Origin of the sequence: Psychromonas sp. MME2, assembly GCF_040566515.1 — a bacterium.
Classification (GTDB): Bacteria; Pseudomonadota; Gammaproteobacteria; order Enterobacterales; family Psychromonadaceae; genus Psychromonas.
In genome coordinates, this window is record NZ_JBEWXI010000002.1 from 945,505 (window position 1) to 965,765 (window position 20,261).

Annotated in this window: 24 protein-coding genes and 1 pseudogene; 8 read left to right on the top strand and 17 right to left on the bottom strand. The window is 39.6% G+C overall.

The features are described from left to right. The first annotated feature begins 1 nt into the window (after position 1). Together AB1A03_RS04725 and AB1A03_RS04730 are read left to right on the top strand one after the other, a co-directional pair. Positions 2-1,030 carry a succinylglutamate desuccinylase/aspartoacylase family protein gene (locus AB1A03_RS04725; RefSeq protein WP_354623406.1) on the top strand — a complete coding sequence of 343 codons (1,029 nt, stop codon included), beginning with the start codon at positions 2-4 and terminating at the stop codon, positions 1,028-1,030. 26 nt (positions 1,031-1,056) lie between these two features. Beyond that, on the top strand, positions 1,057-1,401 hold the full coding sequence (locus AB1A03_RS04730; protein ID WP_354623407.1) for an ATP-dependent zinc protease family protein: 345 nt from the start codon (positions 1,057-1,059) through the stop codon (positions 1,399-1,401). Positions 1,402-1,591: 190 nt separating this feature from the next. Here the strand turns inward: AB1A03_RS04730 and AB1A03_RS04735 are convergent, their stop codons facing one another. Next, positions 1,592-1,975, bottom strand: coding sequence for a hypothetical protein (locus tag AB1A03_RS04735; RefSeq protein ID WP_354623409.1), 384 nt, complete (start codon positions 1,973-1,975; stop codon positions 1,592-1,594). After that, the gene (locus AB1A03_RS04740) at positions 1,957-2,448 is read right to left on the bottom strand and encodes a mechanosensitive ion channel domain-containing protein (RefSeq protein ID WP_354623410.1); all 492 of its coding nucleotides are present in this window, start codon (positions 2,446-2,448) and stop codon (positions 1,957-1,959) included. The genes AB1A03_RS04735 and AB1A03_RS04740 overlap by 19 nt, the downstream gene beginning before the upstream one ends. Before the next feature lie 215 nt (positions 2,449-2,663). Here AB1A03_RS04740 and AB1A03_RS04745 point away from each other — a divergent pair, with 215 nt between their 5' ends. Next, complete coding sequence (locus AB1A03_RS04745) at positions 2,664-2,909, top strand: DUF2960 domain-containing protein (RefSeq protein ID WP_354623411.1); 246 nt, start codon at positions 2,664-2,666, stop codon at positions 2,907-2,909. 73 nt (positions 2,910-2,982) lie between these two features. Here the strand turns inward: AB1A03_RS04745 and ovoA are convergent, their stop codons facing one another. Beyond that, entirely contained in the window at positions 2,983-5,100 is a 2,118-nt protein-coding gene (gene ovoA, locus AB1A03_RS04750) for a 5-histidylcysteine sulfoxide synthase (RefSeq protein WP_354623482.1), read from the bottom strand. Between the two features lie 204 nt (positions 5,101-5,304). Continuing rightward, positions 5,305-7,050, bottom strand: coding sequence for a 2-isopropylmalate synthase (gene leuA / locus AB1A03_RS04755; protein WP_354623412.1), 1,746 nt, complete (start codon positions 7,048-7,050; stop codon positions 5,305-5,307). A gap of 248 nt (positions 7,051-7,298) precedes the next feature. Here leuA and AB1A03_RS04760 point away from each other — a divergent pair, with 248 nt between their 5' ends. Then, positions 7,299-7,775 (top strand): Lrp/AsnC family transcriptional regulator, encoded by a 477-nt coding sequence (locus AB1A03_RS04760; protein ID WP_354623413.1) that lies wholly within the window; start codon positions 7,299-7,301, stop codon positions 7,773-7,775. A 135-nt stretch (positions 7,776-7,910) separates the two neighbouring features. Further along, positions 7,911-8,243: a rhodanese-like domain-containing protein gene (locus tag AB1A03_RS04765; RefSeq protein ID WP_354623414.1), complete on the top strand. Its 333-nt coding sequence runs from the start codon at positions 7,911-7,913 to the stop codon at positions 8,241-8,243. Positions 8,244-8,266: 23 nt separating this feature from the next. On the opposite strand, the gene AB1A03_RS04770 is transcribed toward AB1A03_RS04765, so the two are convergent. The 5 genes and pseudogenes from AB1A03_RS04770 to AB1A03_RS04790 form a co-directional block, all read right to left on the bottom strand. Further along, positions 8,267-8,476, bottom strand: coding sequence for a hypothetical protein (locus tag AB1A03_RS04770; RefSeq protein WP_354623415.1), 210 nt, complete (start codon positions 8,474-8,476; stop codon positions 8,267-8,269). Between the two features lie 21 nt (positions 8,477-8,497). After that, positions 8,498-8,791, bottom strand: coding sequence for a hypothetical protein (locus AB1A03_RS04775; protein WP_354623416.1), 294 nt, complete (start codon positions 8,789-8,791; stop codon positions 8,498-8,500). Between the two features lie 22 nt (positions 8,792-8,813). Beyond that, positions 8,814-9,927 (bottom strand): annotated as a pseudogene (locus tag AB1A03_RS04780) (SO_0444 family Cu/Zn efflux transporter). 60 nt (positions 9,928-9,987) lie between these two features. Continuing rightward, positions 9,988-10,767: a phosphatase gene (locus AB1A03_RS04785; RefSeq protein ID WP_354623417.1), complete on the bottom strand. Its 780-nt coding sequence runs from the start codon at positions 10,765-10,767 to the stop codon at positions 9,988-9,990. 136 nt (positions 10,768-10,903) lie between these two features. Beyond that, complete coding sequence (locus AB1A03_RS04790; protein WP_354623418.1) at positions 10,904-12,499, bottom strand: alkaline phosphatase; 1,596 nt, start codon at positions 12,497-12,499, stop codon at positions 10,904-10,906. A gap of 427 nt (positions 12,500-12,926) precedes the next feature. Here AB1A03_RS04790 and glgC point away from each other — a divergent pair, with 427 nt between their 5' ends. Further along, the gene (gene glgC / locus AB1A03_RS04795) at positions 12,927-14,219 is read left to right on the top strand and encodes a glucose-1-phosphate adenylyltransferase (RefSeq protein ID WP_354623420.1); all 1,293 of its coding nucleotides are present in this window, start codon (positions 12,927-12,929) and stop codon (positions 14,217-14,219) included. 60 nt (positions 14,220-14,279) lie between these two features. Here glgC and AB1A03_RS04800 read toward each other — a convergent pair whose 3' ends face one another. After that, the gene (locus AB1A03_RS04800) at positions 14,280-14,540 is read right to left on the bottom strand and encodes a DUF2999 family protein (RefSeq protein WP_354623421.1); all 261 of its coding nucleotides are present in this window, start codon (positions 14,538-14,540) and stop codon (positions 14,280-14,282) included. A 242-nt stretch (positions 14,541-14,782) separates the two neighbouring features. On the opposite strand from AB1A03_RS04800, the gene ltaE reads away from it, so the two are divergent. Then, the gene (ltaE, locus tag AB1A03_RS04805; protein WP_354623423.1) at positions 14,783-15,796 is read left to right on the top strand and encodes a low-specificity L-threonine aldolase; all 1,014 of its coding nucleotides are present in this window, start codon (positions 14,783-14,785) and stop codon (positions 15,794-15,796) included. Positions 15,797-15,798: 2 nt separating this feature from the next. After that, complete coding sequence (gene speG / locus AB1A03_RS04810) at positions 15,799-16,308, top strand: spermidine N1-acetyltransferase (protein ID WP_354623425.1); 510 nt, start codon at positions 15,799-15,801, stop codon at positions 16,306-16,308. Positions 16,309-16,369: 61 nt separating this feature from the next. On the opposite strand, the gene AB1A03_RS04815 is transcribed toward speG, so the two are convergent. The 7 genes from AB1A03_RS04815 to AB1A03_RS04845 all read right to left on the bottom strand — a co-directional run bounded on the left by AB1A03_RS04815 (position 16,370) and on the right by AB1A03_RS04845 (position 20,241). Further along, positions 16,370-16,867, bottom strand: a complete 498-nt coding sequence (locus AB1A03_RS04815; RefSeq protein ID WP_354623426.1) for a CreA family protein — start codon at positions 16,865-16,867, stop codon at positions 16,370-16,372. A 23-nt stretch (positions 16,868-16,890) separates the two neighbouring features. Then, positions 16,891-17,667, bottom strand: coding sequence for a Zn-ribbon-containing protein (locus AB1A03_RS04820; RefSeq protein WP_354623427.1), 777 nt, complete (start codon positions 17,665-17,667; stop codon positions 16,891-16,893). 2 nt (positions 17,668-17,669) lie between these two features. Then, the gene (locus tag AB1A03_RS04825; protein ID WP_354623429.1) at positions 17,670-17,999 is read right to left on the bottom strand and encodes a hypothetical protein; all 330 of its coding nucleotides are present in this window, start codon (positions 17,997-17,999) and stop codon (positions 17,670-17,672) included. Positions 18,000-18,034: 35 nt separating this feature from the next. Then, positions 18,035-18,349 (bottom strand): DUF3301 domain-containing protein, encoded by a 315-nt coding sequence (locus tag AB1A03_RS04830; RefSeq protein WP_354623430.1) that lies wholly within the window; start codon positions 18,347-18,349, stop codon positions 18,035-18,037. Between the two features lie 16 nt (positions 18,350-18,365). Further along, the gene (locus AB1A03_RS04835) at positions 18,366-19,406 is read right to left on the bottom strand and encodes a DUF3549 family protein (protein ID WP_354623432.1); all 1,041 of its coding nucleotides are present in this window, start codon (positions 19,404-19,406) and stop codon (positions 18,366-18,368) included. 290 nt (positions 19,407-19,696) lie between these two features. Continuing rightward, positions 19,697-19,831: a PEP-CTERM sorting domain-containing protein gene (locus AB1A03_RS04840; protein WP_354623483.1), complete on the bottom strand. Its 135-nt coding sequence runs from the start codon at positions 19,829-19,831 to the stop codon at positions 19,697-19,699. Next, on the bottom strand, positions 19,810-20,241 hold the full coding sequence (locus AB1A03_RS04845; protein ID WP_354623434.1) for a hypothetical protein: 432 nt from the start codon (positions 20,239-20,241) through the stop codon (positions 19,810-19,812). The genes AB1A03_RS04840 and AB1A03_RS04845 overlap by 22 nt, the downstream gene beginning before the upstream one ends. Positions 20,242-20,261: the final 20 nt, after the last annotated feature.

Here is a 20,261-nt window from a genome sequence, read left to right on the forward strand (position 1 = left end):
AATGGCTAACGCATTACGTATTGGTGAATTTGATATTTTACCTGGAGAAAATCGTAAAATAAAAATACCCGTTGCCAAACTATATACTGATGCGGAGGTCTCTTTGCCCGTTCATATTATCAGGGCAAAAAAAGCTGGACCTATTGTTTTTATAAGTGCAGCTATACATGGTGATGAGCTTAATGGTATTGAGATTATAAGGCGCTTATTGGGACAACCTAATTTTAAACTAATCAGAGGAACCATTATCGCCGTTTCGATGGTTAATGTTTACGGTGTGGTTAACCAGAGCCGTTATATGCCAGACAGAAGAGACCTTAACCGCTCTTTTCCTGGTTCTGCGAAGGGAACCTTGGCTGGGCGAGTAGCGCATATATTTTTAAATGAAATTGTGAAACATTGTGATTATGGCATTGATTTGCATACCGGAGCGATTCATCGCTCCAATCTACCGCAAATTAGAGCAAATTTATCTGATTCTGAAACCAAAGAGCTTGCTCTGGTGTTTGGTGTGCCTGTTATTTTAAATTCAAACTTGGTTGATGGTTCTTTGCGAGAGGCCGCCGTTAAAATTGGTACTAAGGTTTTGTTATATGAAGCAGGAGAAGCCTTAAGATTTGATGAGTTTTCAATAAGAGCTGGAATAAAGGGAATTGAAAATGTTCTGCAGCATTTAAGTATGATGCGCAAACGATCAATAAAAAGGAAAAAGATAGAACCCTATATCGCCAATCATAGTAGTTGGTTAAGAGCTAATGCAAGTGGTATCGTTAATAATATAAGTAACCTAGGCGATCAAATCATGAAGGGAGATATTTTGGCTGAAATTGGCAGTCCCTATGGTGATGTGTTCGGTGTTGTACAGGCGGTTCGCTCGGGTATTGTGATTGGTAAGCAAAATATTCCTTTAGTACAAGAGGGGGAAGCGATGTTTCATATTGCTTATTTTTCTGAAGATGATGAAAAAATTGCCGATGATATTGAAACCGTGCAAGAGATGTTAGTTCAAAAAGATGATATTAAACGTTAATTTTCTAAAGAGAGTTTAATACGATAATGAAAAACAAGAAAATTGTTGGACGATTAGAGTCCATTGCCTTACCTGAATTAGAGATAGATGACTTACAAGTGCGGGTTGATACTGGGGCAAAGACCTCTTCTTTACATGTCGATAATATTGTTAAATATTTAGTTAAAGGGAAACCTTGGGTGAAATTTGATATTCACCCCGATATTCATAATGTTAATCGATTACTTGCTTGTAAAGCACCAATCAGTGACATTAGAAAAATAAAATCCTCTAATGGTACCGCTGAACAGCGCTATGTTATTGAGACTCCAATTACATTGGGCTGTGATACATGGCCTATTGAAATTACTTTAACCGATGATCTGATATGAATTATCTAATGTTGCTCGGACGTGAAGCGCTTGGCAAAAATTATTTAGTTGACCCAGCAAAGGTTTTTTTACAATCTAATGATATAAAAGAGTAGTTATCCCCATGATACTTCAGATGCAAGGTCTGCAAGAAAAAGCATCCTATGTTATTGAAGTCTCATGGGTAACAGCGAAATAATGAAAATTGGTATTAGATCTTATTTGCACATTTTTTCTCTGCAAACCACATGGACATAAAATCGGCTGTTAATTGTTGTTCTATTTCTAGCGCGCGAACCGTTGGGCAGAATATGGTAAATATTACTTGTGTATCTCCAGTCTCTGATGTAGCTATTTGGATGTGAGGCTCTGGGCCAGTTATATTAACATCCAATCGATTTTCAATGAGTTGATTATATCGAATGGCAACCTCTCTAAAATCGGCACAATATTCATTCGCTTTTACGTAGAGGGCATTAAGAAACGTAAATGGGTTGACGCTTTGATCTCGGGTGATTGTAAAGTGGTGCATTGCATAACGTTTTAAAAAATTTAAATTTTTAATGGATGAAGTAATTAACTGGCTATTAGGCAAATAGAGCGTTTTCCGGTAAATTCATAGGAATCTATATTTACTTCTAATAGTGTTAATTTGATCCAGTCTGTTGAGTGCACTTCACCATAATAGTTACCGACTTGAATCCAATCGCCAATGCGATAAGGGCGACTTGAGAGAATATACATAAAGCCGATAAAACATTGGATAAATTCCCGTGTTGCTAAAACAATAGCAACAATAAATGCGGCGATTGAAAATGCAAATTTTTGAATCTCTTCTGCCCAAATGTTAAATACAACGATTAACAGTACAACGGTGACGATGTTGTTGATCATGTTTATTTTTATTTTTTTATTGCTCTTATTCTTATTTTCGACCAAACGAATCAATAGCATTTTTATGATCATAATTGCGCTAAAAAAAACCAGTGCAATAACAAATTTGTTATCTATAATCGCCGATAAAATGGATAAATAATGATCGCTAGTTGAGGTTACTTTTTCTAACACGGTAAAACCTTATTGTTTTTTAGAGCTACTGATAGGCGTAAATAATAGAGGGAATTATACCTGACTTTTTATTTTTCTTATGATTATTACGACTCTTTTTTATCTGTTAGCTTATCACTGATTGTTTCGTATATCAGTGATAGCTGGCTATTTATTATTTTAATCAATAAGATAGATTAGATACTTATGCAGAATGGCATTATTAAGGTGAATTTATGGCAAGGCAAGTGAGTTACGTATTTAAAGGTGCAAGTAAAACAATGCAATTTTCTTATCACCGCTTTCATGATGTGTATGAAGCCGTTGCACAAGCAGAAGGCATTGACTTAACAAATTATTTTGAGATGAAAAAACAGCTGGAATTGAGTTGCAGAGGGCAAGGGATTATTAAAAATTTCCGTGATACAGAATTTGCACGGATGGGGTTCTCTGACATTAAAATTATTCGAGAGGAAAAGTAACTTTTCCAACCTGGCAGTTAGGGTCATTGCTATGCCGATTGCCATTAGTTGCATTACTGTCCCATTCAACGGGCTAAGTTTTTGTGCATTTCTGCCAGATGGTCATTTGCGTAACGGTATGTTGAAATTTGCGTGCCGTTTCTCTAATGACAAAAGGAATATCGGCGCAGTGAATTAAATTGAAATGGCTATCTAAGGCTGCATGCAGCCCATCTAAGGTGGAATAATTTTCACCATTCACCTTCACGCCGCCTAGCCATTTATCTTTTGCCGTGTAATCCTCTAACCATGTATAGGGCGAGGTGATCACAAGGTAGCCATGTTCATTTAACCGCGCTTGAATTGTATCCAAAAAAAGTTTCGGTTCGGAAAGTCGATCAATTAAATTAGCGGCATAAATTAGGTCATAGCCGGTATAGCTGGGTTTTAGGTTTGTTGCATCACCCTGCATAAAGCGAACTTTATCTGTTAATCCCTGATATCCCAGCTGCTTTAATGAGATGCTTTTATATTCAACTAAATCTCCTTCTTTGGGGATGCAATAACGTTTTTCTCCTCGTTCACATAATTGATAGGCTTGCTGAATGAATCGTGCAGAGAAATCAATGCCATCAACATGAGTAAAGGTTTTGGCTAATTCAAATGTCGCACGGCCTACCGAACAGCCAATATCTAACGCCTTGTCACACTGTGTTAATCTTATTGCTTGTAAAGCCTGTTTGACGGCATTGATAGAATAATTTTCTACAGCGAAGTATGTCGCTCCATAATGAAATTCTAGGTATTGTGCAATTAGTTGGTCTGATTCATAAATATTAACCTGTGTCGCATTATTTGAGTGATGATCCGATTGCACATAGCGAAACCCTGCATGTTGATAGAAGTGTCGACGAAAGGCGTAGCGGGATGAACGCAATGTTTCATTTCCCGTGGATATCCAAGAGCCTCCTTTGATGAGATTGTGTTTGCCATCAAAAGTAGGGGTAGAAAAATCATCATAAAGGGGGTCAATGGCAAAACCACTGAAACCATCCATCGCAGTTTCTGTCCATTGCCAAACATTGCCGACAATATCGAAGAGACCATTGTGTTTAAATATATTAATCGGACAGGAGGAGGCATAATAGGCAAGCTGCGTATTGCCAGGAACATGTTCGCCATAGGGAGCATCATAGGGGATATTTTCTCTTAAAAGATACCACTCTGCTTCTGTCATTAATCGGATAGAAGAATGGCATTTTTCTGCCTTCCAGTTACAAAATGCCTTTGCCTCAAGCTGATTTACTTCCACTGGCCAATTCAAAGGAAGGGGTATCTCTTCGCTAAGATTGCGCTGCATAATTTGTTGATTGCGTAAAAACCAAAAACGAGGCATTTGCGCCTTGGTATAGGCGAGCCAATTTTTTCCTTCTTGGGTCCAATATTGCGCTTTGTTGTAACCATCATCTTCGACAAAGGAGAGATACTCTTGATTGGAAACAAGGTATTTAGAGGCCTTAAAGTCGTCAACGGTAAATGTTTGCTGACCATATTCATTGTCCCAACCGTAACGGTCATCATCTTTGTTTTTGCCTAACGTAATTTTTTTTCCAGTAATGTTTATTAAGCAATTATCCGCGGCGCTGCCGGTATCAGGACAGGCTGACCAGTTTAATTGGCAAGTCACATCAGTAATGGGAAGTTGGCGAATGATAACCGATGAGGTTTCAAGGTGAATTCGTTCGTGTTCAATGGCCATTATAATCACCCAAGCGGCAGATGATTGTGCAATGGGTAAGGTTAATGGCATTGTATCAATAAATAGAGTAACACGCTGTTTAACTAGGGCTCGATAATGTCGTACCGCATCCACGCTTGGCCAGTTATAGTGCGTTTGATCAAGGTCATCCCATGACATTTCATCAACTCCGATGGCAAACATCGATTCGAAATTTTCATTGATCCGTGCATCTATAAATTTACCCAGTTTTAATTTATTAATAAAAAAAGTCGCGGTATGACCAAAATAGAATATTAGAGGGTGTCGTAGTGGTTCTGCTCTTTTAAAATAAGCGTCATCATTATTGATGAGGCTAAATAATGATTCATATAACGCCCAAGTCGTCTCAAAGTATGATTTTATTGCAGCGCGTTTCTGTTCTTTATCTTTTCCCGTTAGCAGGACTGTTTCACCGTTGCTTATTTTTATCATATCCATCGATTTAGCAGCCTCTTTAGTCAAACATTTTATTAATAATAGACACTATTCCTAGTTAATACGTAACCATGTGTCAGATAGATCTTTGTTGGGGAAAAATTCATTTTTCAGTTGATGCTGAGGAGCGTAATAGAATGAAGTAAAAAGAAATAATTTAATGATGGCGAGGCCGTGATTGCCTCGCCGTGAAAATGAAATTTATAGGGCGGCTGATTTTACGTTTTTGTGCTGGCAAATACGAATACCACTACGATTAACGGCATTGAGTACGGCTTGTAAAGAAGCGGTAACGATATCATCACATTTAGCGGCTGCGCAGTAACGTTGACCTTGAATACTCAGCTGTACATAGGCCATTGCTTCTGCTTGTTCATTTTCGGCGCCTTCTTTACTTGGCAGGGCATGTTCGCTGTAGTCGATTAAGACAACATCCGTGTTGATTGATTTACTTACTCCTTTTACAAAGGCATCTAATACACCTTTACCTTCTCCTTGAAGGGTTATCGCAGCATCAATTGAGGTTATTTCGGCATTCAGTATATCTTGATTATCTTGACGATTAAGTTGGTAGTTGTTTATTGTTGCGATACTTTGCGCGGCTAAATACGTATCGTTGAAAATGGTATAGATAGTGGTTGCCGATACTTCGCTTTCACTATTTTCTGCATGTAATTGCACATGCGGACTAAAATCAACTTGCATCCAACGAGGCATTTGAATGCCATAATCTAAATCCAGTACATAGGCGACCCCGCCTTTTCCTGATTGGCTATTGATACGGATCACTTGTTGGTAGGATCTCCCGAGATCTCGAGGATCGATGGGAAGATAAGCGACTTGCCAAGGCGTTTCGGGATCATGTTTACGTTGCTCTGTGTCAATCGCCATACATTTGTTAATGGCATCTTGATGACTACCTGAAAATGCGGCAAAGACTAATTCGCCAGCATAAGGGTGGCGAGGATGTACCGCGAGTTGTGTGCAACGTTCAACGGTGCTGATAATACGATCCATATCAGCAAAATTTAATTGCGGATCAATCCCTTGGCTATAGAGATTCATCGCCATGGTGACAACATCCATATTGCCAGTACGCTCACCATTACCAAGTAGTGTTCCCTCGATACGGTCTGCTCCAGCTAATACCCCTAATTCGGCGGCAGCAACACCACAACCTCGGTCGTTATGGGTATGTAAACTGATACTGATCGATTGACGATGGCTAATATTGTCTGAGAACCATTCAATTTGATCGGCATAAACATTTGGAGTAGAGACTTCCACTGTTTCTGGTAAATTGATAATGACCTTGTTATCTGGTGTTGGTTGCCAAACGTTAATCACGGCATCACATACGGCTAAGGCGTAATCCATCTCCGTGCCAGTAAAGCTCTCAGGAGAGTACTGAAATGACCAATTCGTTTCGGGAGCGGCGCTAGCAAAATCGCGTACCCATTGCGCTCCTTGTATCGCAATTGCGGTAATTTCATCGCGTGATTTTTTAAACACCTGTTCACGTTGCACTGTGGAGGTTGAATTATATAGATGTACTATTGCATTTTTAGCTCCTTTCAAGGCAGCAAAAGTGCGTGCAATTAACGGCTCGCGAGCCTGTGTTAACACTTGGATTGTTACATCATCGGGGATTAAATCCTGTTCAATTAATTGGCGTACAAATTCGAAATCAGGTGCCGATGCGGCAGGAAAGCCCACTTCAATTTCTTTAAAGCCCACATCAACTAATAATTTAAACAGCTCCATCTTTTGACTCGGCGTCATCGGCTCGATTAACGCCTGATTACCATCGCGTAAATCAACACTACACCATTGCGGTGCGGTTTCTATAACCCGATTCGGCCAGCGTCTATCTTTTTTCTGTATAGGTGCGTGAGCGCGATATTTTTTGTGATTAAAATGAGAGTGAGTATTAGCGATATTTGACACGAGTCATTTCCTTGCGAGTTGCGACTAGGGGAGATGTTTAGGCTGATGAATTAGCGAGTTGGCGCACCTTGATAAGGTTGTTGCCACCCGTTTCTGGTAAGAAACATCGCTCGCTATCCATGTGTAAACTATAAAAGAAAAAATGTAGTGAGTGGTTGCAAATTAACTATTTATTTATATTATTTATGCAATAAATCACTACTTAATTTGATATTATTAGTGAATGTTAACTATCGGGTGAAAAAACCATGCAGGAAGTCATTAAATTCGACCGTATTGATAAGAAAATTCTTACTCTCATGCAGAGTAATGCGCGTATTAGTAATTTGGAACTAGCCGATAGTGTCGGTTTGTCTGCGACACCTTGTTCTCGTCGAGTGAAAAGGTTGGAAGAGTCTGGAATAATTGATAAGCATGTAACGCTATTAAAACCCTCGGTACTTGGATTAAATCTAACCGTCATGATCGGCATTTCCATGGATCGCCATACGCCCGATCGTTTTGATAAATTTGAACAGGCTATTGCAGGGTTACCCGAGGTACTAGAATGCTTGATTGTCGCAGGGCAGAGTGCCGATTTTTTATTAAAGGTGGTGGTGCGTGATATGCAGCATTATGAAAAATTTCTATTAGGGCAGTTAACTAAGTTAGAGGGAGTGACCGGTGTCCATTCCAGTTTTGTTTTGCGAGAAGTTTTTAAAAAAACGGAATTGCCACTTGATTAGTAATCGTTAAAATATATCCAAATATATTGTGGATAAGCGTTTTCAAAGCACCTATATTTTTTACGTCACATTGTAGTATGTTATCTATTGCTGCTATTGTATTGCTTAACTTAATAATACTTGAAGGTGCCTACTATGAAACTGAGTTTTTCTCTTAAAATTATACTGCTAGTATTAGCAAGTAGTTTAAGCTCATTATCCTTTGCTGAAGTTGTTTGGATTGATGTACGCAGTCAACAAGAGCATGCTGCGAACCATATTGATGGAGACATATTGATTGTGCACACCGATATTGTTGCACAGACTATGAAATTATTCCCAGATAGGAATACAGAAATTCACCTCTATTGTCGCAGTGGCCGTAGAGCCAAAGAAGCAATGCAGGCTCTTAATGCCGTGGGATATACTAAGGTCTCGAATGCTGGTGGAATAGATGAGACGCGCAAAGCGAGAGGGCTACCTCATTAATCTCTGTATTGGATGAATATTGGTCATTTTATTAATTTACTGACAAAAGGTAAATTTCTATATTTATCTTGCCAAGGTAATCCGTAACCGATCAACATGTCGTCATTTGCCATTTCATAGGCAAAATATTGTTTGTTTAAGATTTTAACGCGACCTGGTTTAACGAATAGTGTTGCAATTGAAAGTGATTTGGGTTGAAAATTATCAGTAAAGAATTTAGCCACTCTTTTCATCGTTCTCCTGACTCGATGGCATCATCCACTAAAATAACATGCTGATTCTTTAATAGTGACATTCTCAAAGTAGATAATATCTGAGCTGTTATTACGATCACCGGGGGTATGTATACAGGAGATATAATCCATTTTCAGCTCAAACTGTAACTGTCTGACTAAATCTGCAGTGAATATTATGCCTCCGGGCACTATCGAAATAATAACGGCCGTTTGCCCTTTAAATTGACTATTAAGTTTTTCTGCAACGATATTAACGCCTTGCACTATTGTTTCTGTGCTGAGAACCATTTCACCGATATTTTTGCTGTCCATATTGAAAATTACCCTCGGAATCTTAAACGATTTTACGGAGCGATTTTACCCGTAGCATATCAAACAATACTTTACCCATTAATATTGCTAAAATGATACCCGCAATATTTATCATCCACTTGGGTAATAGACTGCTCTCAGCTCCTATCTGAGGAGTCACGACAAAACCGCACGTTGCCACCAAATAGTTAACAATGATTCCTGATAGTAATGCAACACCGATCACACCCGCTAGATACCCCCATAATGCACGTTTACCTAACTCACTGCTGACAACCCCTAAAGTCGCAATATTGGTTGCTGGGCCTGCCAACATAAAGACAAGTACGGCACCGGGAGATATTCCAGCAAGTAATAAACCTGCTGCGATGGGGGTTGATGCCGTGGCGCAGATGTACATGGGAATTGAAATGATGACCATGGCTAACATTGCTAAGATACCATCGCCCCATTTTGCTAAAAAGTCGATAGGCACATAAGTTTGTACTAGGGCTGCAAAAAAGAGACCTATTAATAACCAGCCGCTAGTATCTTTTAGCAAATCCGTTGCAGCAAAATGTAAGCCATCAGAAATTCGTGTTGTGATGGTTTTCTTTTGTGGCATTTTATCTGTTCCACAACAGCTTGATGTTGGCTTATTTCCATTTTTTGAGACGTTGCTAGAGGTGCATTTGTTGCTGGAGATCGCTTGGTTATTACTGCAACAGCTACTATTTTTAATTTGCGTTTGTGTGGAATCGGAATGATTCTCTTGGCCAACTAACAAACCAGCTGTAATGGCGCTGATAATTGCAGTAAGGGGTCTGACTATTGCCATAAAAGGGCCGAGTAAAACATAGGAAATCGCTATCGAATCTACCCCTGTTTCCGGTGTTGAAATCAAAAAGGAGGTGGTTGCCGCCTTTGATGCGCCCGAACGCCTTAGACCTACTGCCGCAGGTATAACACCGCATGAACACAAAGGGAGGGGGGCACCGAGTAAGGCTGCTTTTATTGTGCTTTTAAAGCCATGTCCACCAAGTTGCTTCTGCATCCATGACATAGGGACAAAAACCTTCAGCATGCCTGCTAATAAGCCCTAGGATCAACCAGGGGGCTGATTCTAAAAAGAGAGCAATAAAATTAGTGAATAGCAGCATCAAATTTCCTTATTTTGTTAACTTTACTTGAATGATAAGTGCTATGTAATTGATATTTCAAACGTTATTGAGTATTGTCAACCAAGGTGCTAACTCTTTCGCAACTGGTTTGCCATGTTCGCCTAAAAAGCTTACAAAGCGTTCAGGTGTTTTGCTTATAATATTTTTTTCATTGAAATTTAGCGCGATTAGTTTTTCTATTGCTTGATCGAAAATCCCGACTTGAAAGCTGATATGGGCATCGCTGCCTAGGCTAATTTTGCCGTTATGCTTATCAACGAGTTCAATTAATGAACTACAAAAGGGGGCTGAACCTTGTCGCGAATGGGTAAATGAGCTGTTATTAATCTCCAGTAGGACATTATTATCTTTAGCTGCGCGTACGATCTCTTCTTGATCAACGGGGTAATTAGGATTACCGGGATGACCAATAATTTGGATAACACCACTCTCCATCGATTTTATTAAAGCACGTGTATTTTCTTTTAAACTTGCTGGTGGAAAAACAGGTTCATGAAAGCTGGCAATGGCAAAATCAAGATGGGATAAAAGCGTATCTGTTAGGTCTACATTACGATTTTTGGCTTGTGTAAAAGGCGTTGTCAGGATATTCGCTTCAATGCCCCGTAATATGGCAATACCATCAACGACTCTAGGAATGACATGCATATTCCCAAAATGCCATGGGTGTGGGGCATCGGGCATCGTTGACGCGTGATCTGTGATAGAAAAAAGCTGTAAGCCATTTTTTTTAGCGGCAAAAATATAGTCGTGAACAGTGCTATAGGCATGGGTGCTTGCAATGGTGTGAGAATGCGTATCGCAAAGAATTTTCATGGCAGATGGCCTCGAATAGTGGCAGGATATAAGCCACTATATACCTGTTAGCAATGAAAATGCAAAATGCATTTTCATTGCTATATGAGGTTTTTTGATAAAATCAGTTGATTTTACTTGTGCCTGCAGCGAGTGATTATTTTGCACTCATTTTTACTGTTTTTATTAATAATTTACCAATATCAGTATGATGAGCAAGCTGCGAGAAAGGTGCTGTTACTTGTGTTGGTCCATAGGCAATAACAGCAACGGGCGTATCGGTGTGCGTCCCCGTACCCCAAACTATATTTTGCTGTTCAGCCATCGCTCGACCAATAAGGTCATTGCGGATCTCATCACCATAAACATAGAAGGCTTCAAAATCGTCAACCTTAGGAAAAGTTTCTGCTTTTAAATAACTGTTTTCGGGATCATGATAATGATTGGGTTCAGTCGTTAAAATCGCTTCAGCCTGTGCTAAGGTGATGTCAAACTCACTATTTTGGTTCACTATTTTTTGTAGTGTTTGTGGCGTTTTTTCGCTTTTATCGAATTCAGCCAACATCATCGCAAAGCTGTTTTTTTGTGCATATAATTTATCTAAAATAGTGATGCTACCGAAATTAAAATTAGGCTTGTAGTCTCTATCTTTAAAGGCAATGCCACTGCGTTTTTCCGCTTTTGGCGTATTGGAGCGTGAATAGCTAAAACCAAAGCCACCCGTTTCATGATCTGCGGTGATCACGACTAAGGTGTCTTGACGATCTTTTACCCATTCATAAACATATTGTATTGTTTCATCGAACTTAAGCATTTCATGGAGCATGGTTCCTGCATCATTGTTATGTCCTGCCCAGTCAATTTGCCCACCTTCAACCATTAAGAAAAAGCCGTCTGGATCTTGAGATAGAATATCTAATGCTTTTTCTGTCATCTCCTTGAGGCTCGGCTGCGTTCTTTTGGGATCATGCTTACTGTTGCTATATTCGATACCATCTTGCATACCTGAATAGGCAAATATGCCAAGCAATTTGCCATTATTTTTAGTTTTAGCAAGATCTTGACGTGTGAATGCCAAGTTATAGCCTGCATTTTTCGCCTCTGTTAATAGATTTTTTTCATCTTTGCGTTTCGATTTGATGGTGATCGAGCCACCCGTCTGTTGCACTATTTGTTGATATTGCTCCCCTTTGTCGTTTACTGATTTAGGTATCCAATAACGCAATCCACCAGAAAGCATGACATCGATATTGGCTGCAAGCATTTCTTGGGCAATTTCATTCTCTAATGAACGATGTGGTTGATGTGATGCAAAAGCGGCTGGTGTGGCATGAGTTAGACGTGTATCAGAGACTAACCCCGTTGCTTTACCCAAACGTTGCGCAATTTCCAGTACAGAATCAACGGGATTACCATCAACATCGAGGCCTAACGCTTCCGATGGGCTGTTTACACCTGAGGCGATTTGTGATGCTGAGCAAGCAGAGTCAACCACTAAGGCATCGGCGGGGCTATGTAGAGACATACCGAGGACACCATTATCAATCATGGTTTTAATGGCGGTATTTTTGCCCTTATAAATAGAGTGAGGGGCCTTACGTGCATACTCTTCTAGCAAACCCATTTGTCCCGGCCCCATGCCATCACCGATCATGACAATGACATTTTTAACGGGTGTTTGTGCAAAACTGTTATAGCTAGCCAGTGTCAGTGACACCGCAAGAAGCGATTTTTTCACTAAATTTAATGACATATTACTAATTTCCTTATGCTGGTCGGATAATAGCCAATTCCTTAATGAGCTATTTATTTTATTTAAATAGCGTGACTAATTTATGGTATTGGTATTGCTTTAGAGTGGTCATTGTAGTGCTGAATTATGACAGTAATATTAATTATTCCACTGTTCAAAAAAGAGCAAATCCATTAATTGTTTTTATTAGTAGATGGGAAAGTCATAAATCAAATAAGCGTTTAACAAACTAAATTTATTTATCAGCTATCATTATGTTTTGTGATATTGAACTTGTTAAATTTAGTTTTTTTTACACCGCAGCGTCTAATATTATAGGGTAAAAATAAATGTCGCCAAAAAACAATGCTATTTTAATGGTTAATTTTTTATTATTGTTTTATATTTCAGTGATTGTGCGTATCTTATAAATATAAAGAGGTGTTATGTGAATAACCATGATAGATATATAGATAATCTTACCAGAGATACATATGCAATAATTTTAGCAGGGGGGCGAGGTAGTCGTTTATTTGAGTTAACCAATCGTCGTGCTAAACCCGCGGTCTATTTTGGCGGTACATTTCGTATTATCGACTTTCCGTTGTCTAACTGCATTAATTCAGGCATTCATCGCGTTGGTGTGGCAACACAATATAAATCACATTCATTAATTCGCCATATTAATCGTGGCTGGGGAGCATTTAAAGCCGATGCATCTGAATTCGTGGAGATATTACCGGCTTCACAGCGCTTCGGCGAAAATTGGTATGTTGGAACGTCCGACGCGGTATATCAAAACTTAGATATTATTCAAAGTCACAATCCAAAGTATGTTTTGGTTTTATCTGGCGACCATGTGTATCGTATGGATTATGGCCTGCTCATTGCCCAGCATGTTCGAAGTAATGCTGACATGACCGTATGCTGTATTGAAACAACAGTTGAAGAGGCTGCTGGTAGTTTTGGTGTGATGACGGTGAATGATGAAAATAAGGTCATCTCCTTTGCAGAGAAGCCTGCAATACCTGATGAAATACCTGGTAAACCCGGCGTTTGTTTGGCCTCCATGGGAAATTATGTTTTTAATGCTGAATTTTTGTTTGAGCATTTACATAAAGACTTCATTAAGGAAGCCTCAAGTCGCGATTTTGGCAAGGATATAATCCCATCCATTATTAACGCTCATAAAATTTATGCCTATCCGATGCAAGATCCAAATATTAATAATCAACCCTATTGGCGTGATGTCGGTACATTAGATTCATTTTGGGAAGCCAATATGGAGTTGGTCGAACCTAAACCGCAATTTGATCTCTATGATAGAACATGGCCAATTTATACCTATCAAGAGCAGCTTCCTCCTGCTAAGTTTATCTTCGATAACGACCAACGACGTGGTACCGCCTATGATTCAACCGTTGCCAGTGGTTGTATTATTTCTGGCTCCACTATTCGAAAATCACTTTTATATTGTAGTGTACATACCCATTCATACAGCTTGATTGAACGTTCTGTATTGATGCCAAAATGTGATGTTGGTGAACACTGTAAGTTACATAAAGTGATTGTTGATACTAAATGCCGTATTCCCGCTGGGTTAGTTATTGGTTACGACAGAGAGCAAGATATAGCTAATGGTTTCCGTGTCTCTAAAAATGGCGTCACCTTAGTGACTCAAGATATGCTTGATAAATTAGCTGCTAAAAAAGCAACTGAAAAAGTCGTTGATATGGTGTAACTAGTTAACCTAGAAAGATGAGAGCCGCACTCTCATCTTTTTTGGGGGATTATTTTTATGTTATGCCTGATTTTCATTCAGTTTTGCTTTTGCTTCTTCTACCTTCGAAAAATCTAACCCTAACTCCTGCACAGCCTCTTTAATTAACTCGGGTTTAGTCATGACAGACATCATTATAGTTTGTAATTTATCAGCGGGTAAACCGAGTTGTTGTATGGCACCCATTGCCATTAATGGGTTTTCCGTTAAGGTTGTAAATAGTGTTTTAATTTGCTCATCGCTGATATTTAACTCTTTTAATGTTGCAATAATAGGATTCATTTTACTTTTGTCCATTCACTTGTTTATTGAGGTCGCGTAGCTATAAGTTGAGTGGGTACTCAATCGTTATAGATTAATGTGTGAGTATACTGCAATTTTCTCTTCTTTTAACGGTTAATGAAAGTATAAATAATAGTTGTGATGGTGAAGTATTGGCATAAGATAGTTTATTTTAACAAGCATTAATGAATAGATGATGATTAGATTTGTTATCATTAACACATTTGTACAAGGAACAAAATATGATTGATTTTCGTTCAGACACGGTGACTCGTCCCTCTCAAGCGATGCTACAGACAATGGTCGCGGCTCCCGTTGGCGACGATGTCTATGGTGATGATGAGAGCGTTAATGCACTTGAAAAATGGGCTGCTGAAAAGCATGGTTTCGCCGGCGCAATCTTTTGTAGCTCAGGTACACAGGCTAACCTGCTTGCATTAATGGCGCACTGCCAACGCGGTGACGAATACCTTTGTGGTCAACAGGCGCATAATTATAAATTTGAAGGGGGCGGCGCTGCAGTATTAGGCTCTATTCAACCGCAGCCCATTGAAAACGAAAAAGATGGTTCATTATCGTTGGTAAAATTACAGGCCGCGATTAAACCCATTGATCCACACTTTGCGCGTACTCAATTGTTAAGCTTAGAAAATACTATTAATGGTAAAGTGCTGCCACTCTCTTACTTAAAAGCGGCACGTGAATTTGTCGATCACAACGGCTTACAATTACACTTAGATGGCGCGCGTGTCTACAACGCTGCCATCGCATTACAGGTCGATATTAAAGCCATTAGCCAATATTTTGATTCCATGACCATCTGTTTATCAAAGGGGTTAGGCGCGCCCATTGGTTCCCTATTGTTAGGGTCAACAGCATTAATCGAGAGCGCTCGTCGTTGGCGTAAAGTATTAGGCGGCGGTATGCGTCAAGCAGGGTTAATTGCCGCAGCAGCGCATTATGCATTGACCCATAACGTACAACGTTTAGCGGAAGACCATGCAAATGCGCACTATTTAGCGGAGCAGCTAGCGACAATTCAAGGCGTGAGCGTTAATCCTGACCATGTGCAGACCAATATGGTGTTTGCCAAATTAGATACGCAGATTGATCAGCTGGCTTTGTGTGAAGCATTACAACAGCAAGAGATCATTGTGAGTCCCGGGGAGCCGATGCGCTTAGTCACCCACTTAGATATTAGTCGTACCGATATCGACACATTTATAAGTGCAATTAAACAGTTTATTAAGGTTTAAAAATGGAATTATCGCTAAGGGCACTTGAGCGAGGCGACTTACGCTTTGTTCATCGCTTAAACAATAATCGCAGTATTATGTCCTATTGGTTTGAAGAACCCTACGAATCCTTTGATGAGCTCGAAGAGCTCTATAATCGTCATATTCATGATAGCGCAGAGCGGCGCTTTGTTGTGGAAAATAAAGAAAAAGAGATTATAGGGTTAGTTGAGCTAATCGAAATTAATTACATTCATCGTAGTGCTGAATTTCAAATTATTATTGCCCCAGAATATCAAGGTAAAGGCTTTGCCAGATGGGTGATTAATAAAGCGATGGACTACTCCTTTACTATTTTGAACTTACATAAAGTTTATTTACTTGTCGCAACGGATAATCAGCGCGCAATTCATCTCTACGAATCATATGGTTTTATTGAAGAGGGCCATTTGGTCGGGGAGTTTTTCATTAATGGTGAATATCGAGACGTAAAACGTATGTATATGTTGCAGGACAATTATTTACAAATGTAGCGTTCGTTATAAAGCATCGATGCGCCCAGTCGCGATTTAAAAAACGCGACTGGGTTACCGTTTATTTGGCGTTGAGCACAGCCGCTTTCTGGTAGGCCTTCGTACCCCACAATGGTACCGTTGAAAGGCTATGTTTGAAACTGCCTGATATCTCTTTGGTGGAGTATGAAACATACATTATGGTTTGATTTTCAGGGTCATAAATTCGGCGAATTTTCATGTTTTTAAAGAAGATGCTTTTGGATTTTTTAAACACGACCTCACCGGATTTACTTTTATCAATTTGCGCTATCATGGCTGGCGTTATTTCACCCGTTTGACGACAAGCTATCGAGCTGTCGGAAGGATCTGACAAACTTAAGTTAGCTTCAATACTGGCGATGTGGCAGGTGACGCCTGTGACAATGGGATCAACCAAGGTATTTATTTTGATATCTTGCATGGTGAACATGCCCAAAGAGACATCCCCCACTTCATCCTGCGTACAGCTTTTGAGGATAAAAAAGCTGATCACTAATAGCAGTGCGATAGCCGCGAACAGTTTGATTTTTTTTAACATAACGATTTCCTTAATATGTGGGGCTATTTTTTAAAGTCCCATGACAGGTTTGATACTAACTGGCATGGATCGCATTTGAAATCAAAAATATCAAGTAAAGGCGAGGGTAATTTCCAATCACCGCCACAACTTGGGCATGGACGCGCTTGCTCCTCTTCGAGGCTACGTCCTGCAACGCGATATAGATAATAATAGGTTGGTACTTTGGTAATATATTCAATGCGTTTACATAAATTACTGCCACGGTAGAAGAGTTTACTCTCTACGTCGCCAATTTCCTTTAACGCCATGATTGAAACCGCTGAGCCGTTCATCTGTAACTCATCGCAGTTTATCCACTCTTCCTGCCATTTTATTGCGCTTTTTCTATCTCCATTGCTAATTGCCTCTGGCGTTCGATAAAGCGGAATGGGTGCCAATGTTTCACCACAGCGCAGTGGCGAGCAGGTATCTAAAAAAGTCGTGTATAAAATTTGCCAACTAGGCTGAAAGTTTTCCGCGCTGCATAAGGAGTTAAGATCTTCACCAATGCTTTTAATTTTCGGAGAGAGCAATCCAGCCTTGGTTAGCCCTGCCAAGGCGTGTGTCACCTGTGGACTATTAAATTGCTCATCTAAACTATTATTTTCTGGGCAAACGAGACGTGTGGTAAACCAGCCTTCAAACATGGCGATGGGAAATTCGCGTCCAAGAATTTGGCCGTTGTAACGTAGCATATCGAAATAGTTGTTGATGGCTCTTTCAACCGCTGCGTACTGGGTGTTTTGATAACACTCAAAGGTGAGCTCTTTAATAAACATGGTTATTGATTATCTTCTTTTATGGTGGTTTGCAATTCTGTTAGCGCTATTTTTAAACGGTTAATTTCATCACGTAAGGGCATCAGGGCTTGCTCAATTTTTTCTTCCAACAAAGCTTCTAATTCACGGCTAACTGTTGATTGCGGCGACGCTTCTTGTGACGCATTATTCTCTTCATTAAACGCTTGTTGTGGATTTTTTTGCCACATTCTAAGACCTTCAATAATAAGCGGTAAGGGAACATTCTTGGGTAAGCGTGCTTTTATCATTGCGACATTGGGGACTTTTCCCTGTTGGCTGATCTGTTCTGCAATAAGTAATATTTGCTGCATAAAAAATTCCTGATGATCTACATTAGCCTGCCCTGTTAATGAAGTGTGTTGGGATCTTCATAGGTACGGTACACCGGGAGTTTAAAACGTGCTGTACGTAGCCCAGTTAAAAAAAGCACACCTTGATAGTTGTTGTCGTTATCGCTGCTAAATTCAAAAACAAAACTCGCCTGTAAAAATTGTTCTCCAAGTTTGAAGTTAAAGCCTGAACGAGCCACTGAAAGTAGCTGTAAATCGAGTTTGTAGCAGTGTTGAGTGATAAGCTCTTTAGCATATTCCGATTGTTGACGTAGCTTCCAAATGAGTATGGCAATGATGATAGTCAAAACAATAAACAGTAAATCAGTCATGGTGACCCCTTTAATACTAGTCTTTTTTTACTGCACTAAACAGTCGCCCAATCGCTTGGGATAGTGCAGGTGAACGAGCCGTTAAGCGCAATTGTTGAAGTAATTTTTCACGCAAGAGAGGAATGGCAACTAAGTCGCTAAATAATTGTGGAAATAGTGCTGAGTGGTGATTAGCCAGCGACTCTAAAAAGCGATTAAGTAGGGTTTCATCTTCTAATAATGTCCATAGACGCCCCGCAATGCTGACGTACCAATACTCATTGTAAATCAGCGACGAGTTAAATTGTTCCAATATTAGTGCCTTGGTGATACCCACGCTTGGTGCGCTGGCGAGTGCACGTAAGAGTAAAATCGCATTATCTTGGCGGTCCGCCTGTAGCTCAATCTGTGCCTGTTTGGCAATGGCGCTTGCAAGGTCACTGCCTATCTCCGTTTGATGCTCTAAACAGACTGCTAATGATTGCAGTGGTTGCAGCGGTAATTTTGGCAGCGCTGATAGTAAATGTGTTTGATTGTTATCGTGGCCTAGGCGGGCGCAGATATCTGCAATGCCTTGCAGGCCAACTGTTTGCCAATCAGCCCAATCCCGTTGACCTGCAAAGTAAGCATGCGCTTCAGGATAAAAAGTAGAAGGGGGACGGATAAATGCAGCATTGAGTTTGGCATTAAAAATGGCCAGTTTTTCGGTATTCGGTTTAAAGATAAACGGGTTACTTGCGAGGTTATCCTGCTGCTCTTTACTGATCTCCGTGGTTAAATCATCGCCCATAGCGGCAATAACCATCTTAATAAAGCTTGTTTGAGCTGTTATTTTCATTAACCCTTGCTCATCTAATGGCATTTTTAAAAACCAGATGAAGTGGTCTTGTTGTTTGACCTGCCAAAAAGTGACCGCTATAAATGCATGTTGTTGAATCGGATAGGGGTAAGGCTGTTCACTATGCGCAATTTTTTTAAATTCACTATTGCCGATTTTCGTCACTTTTCGCCCAAGGTCATATATTCTAAATTGACATTGCGATTGCGTTAAAAAATCGGTTAGGGTATTCATATTCATGGCATTTATTCTATTATTAAGCAGGAATAGCGATTATACCCATGCTACATCAAGAAGCAAAGCCAGCAATAAAAGCGCACCGATTGCGAGTCATGAGATAGCAGTCTCGTTATTAATTCTACAGAGCGATTTTATCACAATGCAGATGGAGGTATTTCTCGCCTTTTGCTAAATAAGCCCTTTATTTCACTGCGATAGTTAGAGAAGGTAAAAGGGCAAAAAGCAAGATCAGGCCGCATGAGCCGTTTTTTTGTTATGTATTGATCTGACGAGCCTTACAAACATATGTCTTATTTTACTTTCTTGCGTAGAGCAAAAACAAATAAACCTAAACCCAACAATGAAATAGTAGCAGGTTCTGAAACTACTGCTATTGAGTCAATATCTATTCGCCACTCCTTAACTACTCCGAACCACCGAATGATAAAGACCCCATCAAGTCAAATGTAATACCGTGTTCACTAAAAGATGCACTAAAGTCAGGGTTGTTGCTAGGAAATAATCCTATTTTAGTCTGTATGGCATTTACTCCAATAATCAAGTCATCGAAGCCATTAATTACGAGCTGTTGTTCTCCCATACCTAAGCCGCCATTGAACGTATTGGTAATTCTAAATAAGGCATAAGTATCAAATAAATCAAGTTCAAATAATGCAAATGAATTATAGGTGTCAGTAAACTCTATATCATTGGTAACAATTTCGGATGAATTGAATAAAATTTGACCATTTGAAAATGAATTCTGTGCATAGACTTCATTTCCAATTAGAGAGGCATTTACCCCTGTTGATATTACTAATGTTATTACTGCCGATACTAGTTTCCATAATTTCATTTGTTTTTTTCCTTTATTTA

Bases quoted from the DNA above. Each gene is read 5' to 3' on its own strand.
- AB1A03_RS04725 (WP_354623406.1), top strand. From the start codon at position 2: ATGGCTAACGCATTACGTATTGGTGAATTTGATATTTTACCTGGAGAA.
- AB1A03_RS04730 (WP_354623407.1), top strand. From the start codon at position 1,057: ATGAAAAACAAGAAAATTGTTGGACGATTAGAGTCCATTGCCTTACCT.
- AB1A03_RS04745 (WP_354623411.1), top strand. From the start codon at position 2,664: ATGGCAAGGCAAGTGAGTTACGTATTTAAAGGTGCAAGTAAAACAATG.
- ovoA (WP_354623482.1), bottom strand. From the start codon at position 5,100: ATGATAAAAATAAGCAACGGTGAAACAGTCCTGCTAACGGGAAAAGAT.
- AB1A03_RS04760 (WP_354623413.1), top strand. From the start codon at position 7,299: ATGCAGGAAGTCATTAAATTCGACCGTATTGATAAGAAAATTCTTACT.
- AB1A03_RS04765 (WP_354623414.1), top strand. From the start codon at position 7,911: ATGAAACTGAGTTTTTCTCTTAAAATTATACTGCTAGTATTAGCAAGT.
- AB1A03_RS04770 (WP_354623415.1), bottom strand. From the start codon at position 8,476: ATGAAAAGAGTGGCTAAATTCTTTACTGATAATTTTCAACCCAAATCA.
- AB1A03_RS04775 (WP_354623416.1), bottom strand. From the start codon at position 8,791: ATGGACAGCAAAAATATCGGTGAAATGGTTCTCAGCACAGAAACAATA.
- AB1A03_RS04785 (WP_354623417.1), bottom strand. From the start codon at position 10,767: ATGAAAATTCTTTGCGATACGCATTCTCACACCATTGCAAGCACCCAT.
- AB1A03_RS04790 (WP_354623418.1), bottom strand. From the start codon at position 12,499: ATGTCATTAAATTTAGTGAAAAAATCGCTTCTTGCGGTGTCACTGACA.
- AB1A03_RS04800 (WP_354623421.1), bottom strand. From the start codon at position 14,540: ATGAATCCTATTATTGCAACATTAAAAGAGTTAAATATCAGCGATGAG.
- ltaE (WP_354623423.1), top strand. From the start codon at position 14,783: ATGATTGATTTTCGTTCAGACACGGTGACTCGTCCCTCTCAAGCGATG.
- speG (WP_354623425.1), top strand. From the start codon at position 15,799: ATGGAATTATCGCTAAGGGCACTTGAGCGAGGCGACTTACGCTTTGTT.
- AB1A03_RS04815 (WP_354623426.1), bottom strand. From the start codon at position 16,867: ATGTTAAAAAAAATCAAACTGTTCGCGGCTATCGCACTGCTATTAGTG.
- AB1A03_RS04820 (WP_354623427.1), bottom strand. From the start codon at position 17,667: ATGTTTATTAAAGAGCTCACCTTTGAGTGTTATCAAAACACCCAGTAC.
- AB1A03_RS04825 (WP_354623429.1), bottom strand. From the start codon at position 17,999: ATGCAGCAAATATTACTTATTGCAGAACAGATCAGCCAACAGGGAAAA.
- AB1A03_RS04830 (WP_354623430.1), bottom strand. From the start codon at position 18,349: ATGACTGATTTACTGTTTATTGTTTTGACTATCATCATTGCCATACTC.
- AB1A03_RS04835 (WP_354623432.1), bottom strand. From the start codon at position 19,406: ATGAATATGAATACCCTAACCGATTTTTTAACGCAATCGCAATGTCAA.
- AB1A03_RS04845 (WP_354623434.1), bottom strand. From the start codon at position 20,241: ATGAAATTATGGAAACTAGTATCGGCAGTAATAACATTAGTAATATCA.